Below are 11,951 nucleotides of genomic sequence, written 5' to 3'. Positions count from 1 at the left end.
ATTATTTCACAGTAAAGCTATATTCGCCTTTCGTTTTATGACCATCAACGGATACCACACTCCAATTTACATCATACTTTCCTGCTTCTAATTTGCTTTCAATTGGAATGATAACCTTGGTGTCATTGTTTGAATCTAACGCAGGCTTGCCTGTTTTCACGACGCTGTCATTAGGCCCCGTCACTTTCACTTTTGCAAAATTAATCTCAATACCTTCAGAGAAATTAAGGGTGATTGATTCAGGAGCCTTTTCAACCGCCGCACCTTCTGCTGGTAGTTGATCTTTTAAGTGCGCATGAGCGAATGCCTGTTGAAATGACATACCTAAAAATAGGACTGCAACAGCACTCAATTTACGCCAAGATGATTTGATTTGATAGATTGCCATAATTAGTAACCCCTTAATTTGCAGGTGAATTTGGATTATTTAGCAATCATTATACGAAAGAAACAAGCTTTCGCTGCCAAAAAATGAATTTGGCTGTTGAAGATGTGATTATCAACACAAAATGAAAAGAAAAAGGCTCATGAGCATTGAAATTAATCACTACAAATCATGAACCTATTGATGTTTTATATTAAACGTGGGCGGATGTAGACATATTTTTTAAATCTTTATCCAATAGGAATAGCGCTTTGCCACTTTCACCGACCATATCCAATTTGTCTAAGATTGATTTGAACAATTTCTCTTCTTCATGTTGTTCAGCAACATACCACTGTAAGAAGTTAAATGTGGAATAATCTTGGGTAGTGATGGCTAAATGAGCCAGTTTATTAATTTCCGCAGTAATTTGTTGCTCGTGCTGATAAGTCAGCGTAAATACATCACCGATTGATTTGAAATCAACAGGAGGCGCGGCGATTTGACCTAATTTTGGCAGTGCACCAGTATCGCTAAGATAGTCAAATAAACGCTGCATATGCTCCATTTCTTCTTGAGAATGTGCTTTTAAAAATGCCGCAGCACCTTCAAAACCTTTATCGCTACACCATGCGCTCATCTGTAAATATAAATTCGCAGAATAAAACTCGAGGTTTAACTGCTCATTTAATTTATTGATCATGTCATTCGTTAACATATTTTCTTTCCTTAGTTATCAAGATTAATGCTTTTATTATGCACATTCTAAAAATAATTAAAACCCTAAAACAATAATAAAACAAAAAAATACAATTTACTGATAATTAATAACTTTTTGTAAAATTAATAATAATCAATCTCATTATCCTTAGTGGTATTTACTTGTGTTTTAATGAAAAAAATTATCATTGTTATTTAATAAAATAATACATTCTCATTATAATCAATAGTTGAGTTATTAAATATAATCTTACGTGAAAATAATTATTTCTCTCAATCAATTCAAAATATTATTTCCCTATATTTACGCCATAAGTAACGAGGCAGCTAGTGATTTTTTCCGATAAATTGCTACACTACCCCCTCTACATTGAAGTGATTGAGAGTGGATATGAGTCATAACCTTGCATTGTTACCCAAAGACGAAATGGATAAAGTCAATGTTGACCTACAAGCCTCGGGGGTTGCCTTTAAAGAGCGCTATAATGTTGCCGTGATCGCAGAAGCTGTCGAGCAGGAGCAACCTGAGCACCTTAGAGCCTATTTTCGTGAACGGTTAGCCCACTACCGCCAGCTTTCACAACATTTTTCTCGTCTACCCTACGAGCCCAAAAATCGCTAAATATGATTTTTAGGCACGAATAACTAAAAAGGAGAAGCATCACTTCTCCTTTTTAGGACATCGCTACAAATCGAGATAGATTATTTTACAGAGTGATATGTAATAGTGGATTTTTCACAATCAACAGTCACATTATATTGCAGATCTTGCTTAGAGCCTCTGACTGTTAATGGCACTTGGTAACCCGTCTCTGTTTTCGTCACATCTTGATTATTAACCCATGCGACGGCTTTTTTACCAACTAATGCCTTTTCTTCTGCCCAACGTGGCAAGCGATTATTCATAAAATCGTTTTTAACTTGTGCAGCAATTTGAGGCTCTGCCAATTTTCCACAACTAATAAACGGAGCCGCTTTACCTTCTTCTTGGTTGGCGCTGAATGCAATCGAACTAAATAACAGTGCGCAGCCACCTAAAGCAAAACCAATTTTCTTACCAGCCTTCATGCTTCCTCCGATCCCTATAAAAATGTTGGGTAACAAATTATATCAGTGACCATAGTTAATTTTATACGACATTTATCTAATATAACTAAAATAGTAGAAATAATTATAAACTGCCAGAATGGTATGACTTAACTAATATGTATCAGATTTTAGCATAAATGTTAATAGTTTGTTTTGTTAACGTTCATTTTCTTCATCAAAACGTACTTGGATCTGCTCTTTATCTTTGTATCTTTCACGGATTTCCTGTGCAACGAGCGCAATCGCTTCTCCGCTACTCATCCCATCAGCCATTAATTGGTGGATACGTTCAACCGCTTCTTGCTGTTGTTGATGATTAAGCGCTGGCATACCTGAAAACATGTCAAAACCCCTTCTTAACTGGTTAGTTTTAAATCGTGCGGAGAGAAAATAAAAAATTTTAGCTTAATTTTAACAGCTCTTGGCTTCTTAAGATAAGATATATGCTAATCTGGTTATCAGTTCTTTTTTATCGACTTAGCGTTTAGTATATACAAATGGTTATCAATAAAATACAACTCCCCTATTATCCTGATGTTGCTATTGACTATTTTACGCCACTAGCCCATCAACCTTGGTCAATGCTGCTCCATTCAGGCAATGCCGAGCATTCGCATAACAGATACGATATTGTTGTGGCTGATCCTATTGCAACGCTAACCACTATTGGTGATAAAACGACGATCACCCACCCGCACTCGGTTGAGAGTTCAGACGCAGACCCATTTAACCTCCTTCAACAAACTATTGAACACTACGCCCCTGACCATGCTAGTGATGATACGCTTCCTTTCACTGGCGGTGCTCTCGGTATTTGGAGCTACGATTTAGGTCGTCGTATCGAAAAAATGCCACACATAGCGACTACGGATTTATCGTTTCCAGATATGGCCGTTGGGATATATCAATGGGCGTTGATTGTCGATAATCAAGAAAAAACGGTCACCTTATTCAGTTATTCTGATACCAATAAACGCCTTGATTGGTTGAAGAAACAAAAAGCTTCACGTAAAACCAAGTTCGCCCTTACCAGTTCATGGCATTCAAATATGTCACAAGAGCAGTATCACGAGAAAATCGGCCAAATACATGAATACTTGCGTAGCGGTGATTGCTATCAAATAAATCTAGCGCAGCGTTTTCAAGCAAAATATAAGGGTAATGAATGGGATGCATTTTTATTATTAACCCGAGCAAATCGCGCCCCTTTCTCTTCTTTCATTCGTCTTCCTAATAATGCGGTGATCAGCATCTCGCCTGAACGCTTTATTCAGTTACAAGATGGTGAGATACAAACACGTCCAATCAAAGGCACACTACCTCGTTTAGAGGATGAACACGCCGATGCCATGCAAGTCGAAAAATTGGCGAATTCCCCTAAAGATCGTGCTGAAAACTTGATGATTGTCGATTTACTCCGTAATGATATTGGTCGAGTTGCACAACCAGGAACAGTCAAGGTCCCTGAATTATTCGCTGTCGAAGCCTTCCCAGCGGTTTATCACTTAGTTAGCACAATTACTGCAACACTTGATAAACCCTATACGGCAACAGATCTTCTGCGTGCAAGTTTCCCGGGAGGCTCAATTACTGGTGCCCCTAAAATTCGTGCGATGCAAATCATTGAAGAGCTTGAACCTCATCGTCGTCATGGCTATTGTGGCGCTATAGGCTATATTAGTTTTTGTGGCAAAATGGATACCAACATTACCATCCGTACACTGTTAACAGATAAAAAACGGATTTTTTGCTGGGCTGGCGGTGGTATTGTGGCAGATAGCCAAGCGGATAAAGAGTATCAAGAAACCTTTGATAAGTTACGGCTGATATTACCCGTGTTAGGAGAAGTAGAGCACGATGACTGAACTGAATGAGTTTATAAACCGCTTTCAGTTTACCCTGCCAGTGACTCGCCGAACTCAACGGACGGCGAGCAAATCTGCTGCCGTTCTTCTGCCTATTATCAATAAAACCACGCCCACATTATTATTAACGCAGCGTTCCCCTTTTTTGCGTTCACATGCCGGACAAGTGGCTTTCCCAGGAGGGGCACGTGACCCTGAAGATGGCTCTCTAGTGACTACCGCGCTGCGAGAAGCCTATGAAGAAGTGGCTATTCCCCCAGAGAAAGTCCAAGTACTTGGGCAACTCTCGCCACAACAAAGTATTGGCGGTTACGAAGTCACCCCAATCGTCGGCCTGCTCCCCGAAGGCATTAATTATCGCCCTAATCCTAGTGAAGTGGCCTCTGTATTCGAGGTTCCGCTATTTGATGCGCTATCACTGAATCAACATAAATATGTTGATATCAAACGTGCTGGTCAAAGTAACCGTATTTTCTTCTATTGGCATAACGGACATCTCGTTTGGGGTCTCACTGCCGCCATCCTTCATCAGCTAGCTCTGCAACTCAAGTAGTCATTTTGTGCCGTAATTGAATACATTTTGTGCTATTCTGTAGCAATTGGCCTTTTGTTACTACCTTATTTTAAAAAATAATTTAAACTTACTGGTTAACACTACTAAATAACAGTAAAGTAGCGCCCTTTAAAATAAATCACTAAATATCTACTTTTTTTAAGGAGTCCTGCGTGATAAGCGTATTCGACATGTTTAAAGTGGGCATAGGTCCTTCAAGCTCTCATACCGTCGGCCCAATGAAGGCGGGAAAAGAATTTGTCGATGATTTGGTAAGCAAACAATTATTACCAAGCGTCACACGCATTGCGGTCGACGTTTATGGCTCTCTTTCACTCACTGGAAAAGGCCACCATACTGATATTGCAATCATTATGGGCCTTGCTGGCAATTTACCTGCTACTGTTGATATCGAATCTATTCCTGGCTTTATTGAAAACGTTGAAAAGACTGAAAAGCTACCCTTAGCTAACGGCACTCACACGGTAGATTTCCCACGGGAAGGTGGAATGAACTTCCGCCTAGATAATCTGCCTTTACATGAAAATGGTATGACTATCCATGCCTTTGCAGGCGAAGAAGAAATTTATACCAAAACTTACTACTCAATTGGTGGCGGTTTTATTGTTGATGAGGAACATTTTGGTCAATCTGTTCTGGATAGTAAACCCGTTTCCTACCCATTTAACTCAGCAGAAGAACTTTTGCTTCACTGCAAAAAAACGGGGTTATCCATCTCTAGCTTGATGATGAAGAATGAGCTTGACCTTCACACGAAAGAAGAGATCGATGCCTATTTTGCCGATGTGTGGAAAACCATGCAGGCTTGTATTGAACGCGGGTTAAATACCGAGGGAGTTCTACCGGGGCCACTGCGCGTACCTCGTCGTGCGCCGGCATTGAACCGTCTTGTCACATCATCAAGCAAACTGTCCAATGACCCGATGAATGTCGTTGATCTCATTAATATGTTTGCATTAGCGGTTAACGAAGAAAATGCGGCAGGTGGTCGCGTTGTTACTGCCCCAACCAACGGTGCCTGTGGTATCGTTCCTGCGGTTTTGGCTTATTACGACCACTGCATTGAGCCTGTTACGCCGGAATTATACACACGTTATTTCCTTGCATCGGGGGCTATTGGTATTCTTTATAAAATGAATGCGTCTATCTCTGGTGCGGAAGTGGGTTGCCAAGGCGAAGTTGGTGTTGCTTGCTCAATGGCAGCGGCAGGTCTTGCTGAATTGTTTGGTGGAAGCCCTGAACAAGTTTGTGTTGCCGCTGAAATCGGTATGGAGCACAACCTTGGTTTAACCTGTGACCCTGTTGCAGGACAAGTTCAAGTACCTTGTATTGAGCGTAATGCGATTGCATCCGTCAAAGCCGTCAACGCAACACGTATGGCACTCCGCCGTACGAGTGAGCCACGTGTTTCTCTCGATAAAGTGATTGAAACGATGTACGAGACGGGCAAAGACATGAATGCCAAATACCGCGAAACTTCTCGCGGAGGTTTAGCAATAAAAGTCCAATGTGACTAGGGTCTTTATTCACTAGTCATTAATTGAATCACTTCACCGATGCCGCGTATTTTACTTTGATTAAACACGCGGCATTTTTTATCAAGTATTGTTGATTATTATCTGACTTAATTGTTTAGGGTGATCTTTAATACGTCATTTTTCGCCTACTTGGCTTTTCTATTTTTAATTTGTAACAAAAACTTAATTAGATCGTTACTTAAATCCCTTGTTTACAAAACAAACGTTTTTCAGAACTTCCTACTGCTGAAACGTGTCATTTTTCGTCTATTTTTTGCTCAACATTTTAAATCCCTTACTCTTTTTGCTACTTTTTTGTTACCGATAACAGTCACATACACTGTTTTTGCCATATATATAGTTTATTTATTTAATAAAACCAATATACTCAGACAATATATGTATTTTATTTAAAATAAAATACATGTTTTTAATTTTCTGACGCAAAACAAGTTTTTACACTAATGCGAAATGTTATGCTACGGATATTGACTCTAATGGTTAGCAAATTAACAGTTTTCTAACTGAATAAAATAGAGTGAATTTATTCAGCTAAAATTATCAATATCATTTTCTATTAGGAGGTTTAATTAAGCTGATTCAATTTTGACCTGATTTACAAATTCCGTTCTATATCTGTTAAGAGGGAAATCAAGTGAGTATAGCTATTATGATTGGTACACACGGTGTGGCGGCAGAGCAACTTCTACGAACCACCGAAATGTTGATAGGCGAGCAAGAAAATGTCTCGTTTATTGACTTTGTACCAGGGGAAAACGCAGACACCCTATTTGATAAGTACACAGCAAAACTAGCTGATTTAGATACCTCCCAGGGGGTAATATTTTTAGTTGATACATGGGGAGGTAGTCCCTTTAACGCAGCTAGCCGTATCGTAAACGAGCATGAAAACTATGAAATAGTCACTGGCGTTAATGTGCCTATGTTAGTTGAAACTTTTATGTGTCGTGACGATAACCCTTCAATAGACGAATTAATCTCCGTTGCTTTAGAAACAGGCCGTGGTGGTATTCGGGCACTGAAATTTAAAGAGCCAGAAGCCGCTGCTACTCCATCCCCAGCACCCGTTCAACAACCTGCTCCAGTACAAACAGTCACTGCTGGCCCTGGCGAACATATGGTGATTGCACTTGCGCGTATTGATGACCGATTAATCCATGGTCAAGTAGCTACACGCTGGACAAAAGAAACTCGCGTTAAACGCATTATTGTCGTCAGCGATGAGGTGGCAAAAGATCAGGTACGTTCAACATTACTAAAACAAGTTGCTCCTCCTGGCGTAACAGCACATGTCGTTGATATTGCTAAGTGTATTCGTGTTTATAACAACCCAAAATACGCAGGCGAACGCGTCATGTTATTGTTCACAAACCCAACGGATGTACAACGTTTGGTTGAAGCTGGTGTTGATATCACCTCTGTCAATATCGGTGGTATGGCGTTCCATGAAGGAAAAACTCAAGTTACGAATGCGGTTTCTATCAACCAAAAAGATATTGAAGCGTTCAACTATCTGAATGATAAAAATATTGAATTAGAAGTACGAAAAGTCGCTTCTGACAGCAAAGTTCAGATGATGGATTTGATTAAAAAATTTAAAAATTAGTCTTAGTTAAACCGTTAATATTATTTAATTTTAACCATTACTCGAAAACAGATTTACCAAACTTGTTTGGTTACAGGAGATTAAACAATGGAACTCACCGTTGTTCAAATAGTACTGGTTTTCATCGTGGCCTGTATCGCTGGTATGGGTTCTATTCTCGATGAATTCCAGTTCCATCGCCCACTCGTTGCCTGTACGCTTGTCGGTATCGTTTTGGGAGATATGAAAACCGGTATCATCATCGGTGGTACGCTGGAAATGATCGCATTAGGTTGGATGAACATTGGGGCTGCTGTCGCTCCTGATGCCGCACTTGCATCAATTATTTCAACCATTCTGGTCATTGCTGGTGGACAAAATATCGGGGCTGGTATCGCCATCGCAATTCCACTGGCGGCGGCTGGACAAGTCCTTACCATTATTGTGCGTACCGTTACCGTTGCATTCCAACATGCTGCTGACCGTGCTGCCGTCAGTGGTAATTTAACTGCTATCAGTTGGATCCATGTTTCTGCATTATTACTTCAAGCAATGCGTATTGCGATCCCAGCGCTTATCGTTGCAGTTTCTGTTGGTACCTCTGAGGTAAGAGAACTACTGGATTCAATTCCACAGGTCGTTACTGATGGTCTGAACATTGCTGGTGGTATGATCGTTGTTGTCGGTTATGCAATGGTTATCAATATGATGCGTGCAGGCTATCTAATGCCATTCTTCTACTTAGGCTTTGTTACTGCGGCATTTACCGAATTTAACCTTGTTGCGCTGGGTGTGATCGGTGCGGTTATGGCTATCCTGTATATCCAACTCAGCCCGAAATACAATAAATCTCAAGTTGTTGTCGCACAAAATAATAGCAACAACAACCTTGATAATGAATTAGACTAGGAGGAGCGCAACCATGGTAGATACAACAAATCCAACAGCGAAAAAGCTTACACAAAGCGATATTCGCGGCGTCTTCTTGCGTTCTAACTTGTTACAAGGTTCTTGGAACTTTGAACGTATGCAAGCGCTGGGCTTCTGTTATTCAATGGTTCCGGTGATCCGTCGCCTGTATCCTGAAAATAACGATGAGCGTAAACAAGCAATCAAACGCCATCTTGAGTTCTTTAACACCCACCCTTACGTTGCTGCGCCTGTTTTAGGTGTCACCATGGCGATGGAAGAGCAACGTGCGAATGGTGCAGATATTGATGATGGTGCCATCAACGGTATTAAGGTGGGTTTAATGGGACCTCTTGCCGGGGTTGGTGACCCAATCTTCTGGGGTACTGTTCGTCCTGTATTTGCAGCCCTAGGCGCCGGTATTGCAATGACTGGTAACCTACTCGGCCCAATCCTCTTCTTTGTTCTATTCAACCTTGTTCGCCTATTAACGCTCTACTATGGCGTTGCGTATGGCTATAAAAAAGGGGTTGATATTGTTCAAGATATCGGTGGCGGATTCTTACAAAAACTGACTGAAGGTGCATCAATACTGGGGCTATTTGTTATGGGTGCCTTGGTGAATAAATGGACGAAGGTCAACATTCCCGTCGTTGTTTCCAATATTGAGAACCCAACAACAAAAGTTATGGAAATCAAAACCATTCAAGATATTTTGAATGATTTGATGCCTGGTTTAGTTCCATTATTACTAACTTTTGCATGTATGTGGCTACTTCGCCGTAAAGTTAACCCACTGTGGATCATCATTGGCTTCTTTGGCCTTGGTATCTTAGGTGCTTGGTTGAAGTTCTTAGCACCATAATTTGCTGTAATAAACTGAAATGGGAGGTTGCAGCCTCCCATTTTTACTTTTAAGCTCTCTAGCACGTTTACTTAGCCAAGGGCACTGAAAATGACCTTAAATGATTTCATACTAGCCATTATTATTTTACTGATGCTGCTGTATGCAATTTACGATGAGTTTATTCAACATTTACTTAAGGGAAAAACCCTACTCAAAATTAACCTCAGACGTAAACATCGTGTCGATGCAATTATCTTTATTGTCTTAATCTGTATCGTTATTTATACCAATATTTCACGACACGGTAGTATGTTAACCACTTATTTATTAATGGTTACAATTTTAATGTCAGTCTATTTGGCTTTTATTCGAGCACCAAAGCTATTTTTTAAACAAACAGGTTTTTATTTTGCAAACACATTTATATTGTACGACAGAATAAAAACAATGAATTTATCAGAAGACGGAATTCTAATTATCGGATTAGAGCATAAGAAAATCCATATTCAAGTTTCTCAACTTGATGATTTACAAAGAATATATGAGTTTTTCATTAATCATAAATAATGGTTATATATATTCACATTAAGATTGAGGTTAATAACAAATTTAATTAACCTCAATTTTTTTATTTCTGCAAATGAAAATTATTCTCAATAAATTTTAATATCCACATAAAATTAAGTGTTGCCTTTCAATTAATTTATGATATCTTTCGAACCACGTCATTGGGGAGTAGCCTGTTCTGGAAATATATCCAGAATGTCCGTATCAACATACTCGTTTGTTTTTTAAACGTGGTGCGGACGCCATCTTGGTTGGCAAGACCATAGACACATGAATAAGCCTTTTGGTTGGGGGTAATTCATGTGTATATGGATGCACCCAACCGAGGTTTATATTATGAGCTTTTACGCTACGCTTATTTTAGCACTCGCCCTTTCCATGGACGCATTTGCTGTCGCTATCTGTAAAGGTGCTGTTCTGCACAAACCCCGCTTTAAAGAGATCCTCCGCACTGGTTTTATTTTCGGTATTATTGAAGCACTCACCCCAATTATAGGCTGGGGAATTGGTATTCTCGCAAGCCAATATGTTATTCGTTGGGATCATTGGATTGCTTTTGGCCTGCTCTTCATTCTTGGCTCTCGTATGATTTGGCAAGGTATTAAAGCCAAAAGCGATGATGACTGCTGCACACCGCCTTCACGCAACAGCTCTCTTAGCTTAGTACTTTCTGCTATTGCCACTAGTCTTGATGCAATGGCTATCGGACTTGGTCTTGCATTTTTACAAGTTGATATTGTGCATACCGCAATGACAATTGGCCTCATGACCATGATCATGGCCACGGTAGGTATGATGATTGGTCGTTATGTGGGGCCACTATTAGGAAAAAAAGCAGAAATTATCGGTGGGATAGTATTAATCGCTATTGGCTTTAATATCCTCTTCGAACATCTCGAAGTATTTATGTACAGCGCATAATTTATACCCCCCTACTGAACTGGTAGGGGGAGTAATCTCATTTTGTTAATCAATAAGTTGATACACCCGTATCAGAAAATCAGCCGTATAATCTTTTGGTTCTGACTGTTGTAATGTATTTTTAACATCCACAGAAGCTCGCCATGCAAAAGGGGTCATTTGTAATAATGCAAATGCTTCATCCCCTGTTAAGTGCATTGAGTACTTTAAATTGGTTTCATCCACTAATTTAAATTGCGGCAAGGCTTCTTCTTTAATTGGATGTAATTTAACCTCACTATAAATCAACTGTTTCAATTCCTGTAAGTGTTCAGGAGCCGGTGTTACAGTAATCAGTATTCCCGAACGTTGCAGAACTCTAGCTAATTCTTCCGCTTTGCAAGGTGCATAAATACGAACAATTGCATCAATACTTTGTTCAGGGAAAGGCAAACGGTGACTAGAGGCAACACAAAAATTGACTGATGTATAGCGTTTTGCTGCATAACGAATAGCGGCTTTTGATACATCTAACCCAAAAACAGCTTTAATTGCCCGCTGTTTTATTAAGCTTTGCATAAAATAGTCAGTGTAATACCCTTCTCCACAACCAATATCTAATACATTTTCACTCTGCTCAGAAAGGTATTGCGCTAATTTCTCAGTCACACATTGACGCATTGGATCATAATGACCTGCATTTAAAAATTGCCGCCGAGACTGCATCATTTCGGCACTGTCACCAGGATCCTTAGAACGCTTATGTTGTACTGGCAGTAAGTTCACATAACCTTCTTTTGCACGATCAAATTGATGGTTATTGGAACACTGCCAACTATTATTATTCAACTTTAAAGGACTAAAACACAGGGGGCATTGATAGCTCATAACAGGTATATCTTGATAAATAAAAAGCAGTATACCATATAGATTCAGCGCCACGGGCTGTATATTTCCCATGGCACTGAGACTGGATTGACATTAGTGGTGACT

The 11,951-nt window shown here is 39.8% G+C and carries 14 protein-coding genes and 1 riboswitch; of the genes, 9 read left to right on the top strand and 5 right to left on the bottom strand.

What is annotated here, in order from left to right; genetic code table 11:
- Position 1: 1 nt before the first annotated feature.
- Positions 2 to 388 carry a copper homeostasis periplasmic binding protein CopC gene (gene copC / locus M1E93_RS09395; protein WP_004920415.1) on the bottom strand — a complete coding sequence of 129 codons (387 nt, stop codon included), beginning with the start codon at positions 386 to 388 and terminating at the stop codon, positions 2 to 4.
- 190 nt (positions 389 to 578) lie between these two features.
- Positions 579 to 1,082 (bottom strand): non-heme ferritin, encoded by a 504-nt coding sequence (gene ftnA / locus M1E93_RS09390; RefSeq protein ID WP_004920416.1) that lies wholly within the window; start codon positions 1,080 to 1,082, stop codon positions 579 to 581.
- 393 nt (positions 1,083 to 1,475) lie between these two features.
- Here ftnA and M1E93_RS09385 point away from each other — a divergent pair, with 393 nt between their 5' ends.
- Positions 1,476 to 1,706, top strand: coding sequence for a DNA polymerase III subunit theta (locus tag M1E93_RS09385; protein ID WP_014656087.1), 231 nt, complete (start codon positions 1,476 to 1,478; stop codon positions 1,704 to 1,706).
- 80 nt (positions 1,707 to 1,786) lie between these two features.
- Here M1E93_RS09385 and yebF read toward each other — a convergent pair whose 3' ends face one another.
- Together yebF and M1E93_RS09375 are read right to left on the bottom strand one after the other, a co-directional pair.
- Positions 1,787 to 2,152: a protein YebF gene (gene yebF / locus M1E93_RS09380; protein ID WP_004920419.1), complete on the bottom strand. Its 366-nt coding sequence runs from the start codon at positions 2,150 to 2,152 to the stop codon at positions 1,787 to 1,789.
- 177 nt (positions 2,153 to 2,329) lie between these two features.
- The gene (locus tag M1E93_RS09375) at positions 2,330 to 2,515 is read right to left on the bottom strand and encodes a YoaH family protein (RefSeq protein ID WP_004920422.1); all 186 of its coding nucleotides are present in this window, start codon (positions 2,513 to 2,515) and stop codon (positions 2,330 to 2,332) included.
- Between the two features lie 155 nt (positions 2,516 to 2,670).
- On the opposite strand from M1E93_RS09375, the gene pabB reads away from it, so the two are divergent.
- The 8 genes from pabB (at position 2,671) to mntP (ending at position 10,979) form a co-directional block, all read left to right on the top strand.
- On the top strand, positions 2,671 to 4,038 hold the full coding sequence (gene pabB / locus M1E93_RS09370) for an aminodeoxychorismate synthase component 1 (RefSeq protein WP_104873517.1): 1,368 nt from the start codon (positions 2,671 to 2,673) through the stop codon (positions 4,036 to 4,038).
- Positions 4,031 to 4,591 carry a CoA pyrophosphatase gene (locus tag M1E93_RS09365; RefSeq protein ID WP_104873518.1) on the top strand — a complete coding sequence of 187 codons (561 nt, stop codon included), beginning with the start codon at positions 4,031 to 4,033 and terminating at the stop codon, positions 4,589 to 4,591. The genes pabB and M1E93_RS09365 overlap by 8 nt, the downstream gene beginning before the upstream one ends.
- Before the next feature lie 173 nt (positions 4,592 to 4,764).
- Entirely contained in the window at positions 4,765 to 6,129 is a 1,365-nt protein-coding gene (locus tag M1E93_RS09360) for an L-serine ammonia-lyase (RefSeq protein WP_014656089.1), read from the top strand.
- 655 nt (positions 6,130 to 6,784) lie between these two features.
- Entirely contained in the window at positions 6,785 to 7,756 is a 972-nt protein-coding gene (gene manX, locus M1E93_RS09355) for a PTS mannose transporter subunit IIAB (RefSeq protein ID WP_204282976.1), read from the top strand.
- 87 nt (positions 7,757 to 7,843) lie between these two features.
- Complete coding sequence (locus M1E93_RS09350) at positions 7,844 to 8,644, top strand: PTS mannose/fructose/sorbose transporter subunit IIC (protein ID WP_004920443.1); 801 nt, start codon at positions 7,844 to 7,846, stop codon at positions 8,642 to 8,644.
- 13 nt (positions 8,645 to 8,657) lie between these two features.
- Positions 8,658 to 9,509 (top strand): PTS mannose transporter subunit IID, encoded by an 852-nt coding sequence (locus tag M1E93_RS09345; RefSeq protein WP_004920447.1) that lies wholly within the window; start codon positions 8,658 to 8,660, stop codon positions 9,507 to 9,509.
- Positions 9,510 to 9,599: 90 nt separating this feature from the next.
- A complete protein-coding gene (locus tag M1E93_RS09340) occupies positions 9,600 to 10,058 on the top strand; it encodes a DUF986 family protein (RefSeq protein ID WP_004920450.1) in 459 nt (152 codons plus the stop codon).
- A 151-nt stretch (positions 10,059 to 10,209) separates the two neighbouring features.
- A riboswitch (yybP-ykoY riboswitch) is annotated at positions 10,210 to 10,388 on the top strand.
- 6 nt (positions 10,389 to 10,394) lie between these two features.
- Positions 10,395 to 10,979 (top strand): manganese efflux pump MntP, encoded by a 585-nt coding sequence (gene mntP / locus M1E93_RS09335; protein ID WP_014656091.1) that lies wholly within the window; start codon positions 10,395 to 10,397, stop codon positions 10,977 to 10,979.
- 45 nt (positions 10,980 to 11,024) lie between these two features.
- On the opposite strand, the gene rlmA is transcribed toward mntP, so the two are convergent.
- Positions 11,025 to 11,846 (bottom strand): 23S rRNA (guanine(745)-N(1))-methyltransferase, encoded by an 822-nt coding sequence (rlmA, locus tag M1E93_RS09330; RefSeq protein ID WP_104873646.1) that lies wholly within the window; start codon positions 11,844 to 11,846, stop codon positions 11,025 to 11,027.
- Positions 11,847 to 11,951 lie beyond the last annotated feature (105 nt).

It is taken from the genome of Providencia sp. PROV272 (assembly GCF_049901975.1).
In the GTDB taxonomy this organism is placed as follows: Bacteria; Pseudomonadota; Gammaproteobacteria; order Enterobacterales; family Enterobacteriaceae; genus Providencia; species Providencia stuartii.
The sequence above is the reverse complement of the archived record's forward strand: the minus strand, read 5'-3'. Positions and strand labels throughout refer to the sequence as shown.

Bases quoted from the DNA above. Each gene is read 5' to 3' on its own strand.
- copC (WP_004920415.1), bottom strand. From the start codon at position 388: ATGGCAATCTATCAAATCAAATCATCTTGGCGTAAATTGAGTGCTGTT.
- ftnA (WP_004920416.1), bottom strand. From the start codon at position 1,082: ATGTTAACGAATGACATGATCAATAAATTAAATGAGCAGTTAAACCTC.
- M1E93_RS09385 (WP_014656087.1), top strand. From the start codon at position 1,476: ATGAGTCATAACCTTGCATTGTTACCCAAAGACGAAATGGATAAAGTC.
- yebF (WP_004920419.1), bottom strand. From the start codon at position 2,152: ATGAAGGCTGGTAAGAAAATTGGTTTTGCTTTAGGTGGCTGCGCACTG.
- M1E93_RS09375 (WP_004920422.1), bottom strand. From the start codon at position 2,515: ATGTTTTCAGGTATGCCAGCGCTTAATCATCAACAACAGCAAGAAGCG.
- pabB (WP_104873517.1), top strand. From the start codon at position 2,671: ATGGTTATCAATAAAATACAACTCCCCTATTATCCTGATGTTGCTATT.
- M1E93_RS09365 (WP_104873518.1), top strand. From the start codon at position 4,031: ATGACTGAACTGAATGAGTTTATAAACCGCTTTCAGTTTACCCTGCCA.
- M1E93_RS09350 (WP_004920443.1), top strand. From the start codon at position 7,844: ATGGAACTCACCGTTGTTCAAATAGTACTGGTTTTCATCGTGGCCTGT.
- M1E93_RS09345 (WP_004920447.1), top strand. From the start codon at position 8,658: ATGGTAGATACAACAAATCCAACAGCGAAAAAGCTTACACAAAGCGAT.
- M1E93_RS09340 (WP_004920450.1), top strand. From the start codon at position 9,600: ATGACCTTAAATGATTTCATACTAGCCATTATTATTTTACTGATGCTG.
- mntP (WP_014656091.1), top strand. From the start codon at position 10,395: ATGAGCTTTTACGCTACGCTTATTTTAGCACTCGCCCTTTCCATGGAC.
- rlmA (WP_104873646.1), bottom strand. From the start codon at position 11,846: ATGAGCTATCAATGCCCCCTGTGTTTTAGTCCTTTAAAGTTGAATAAT.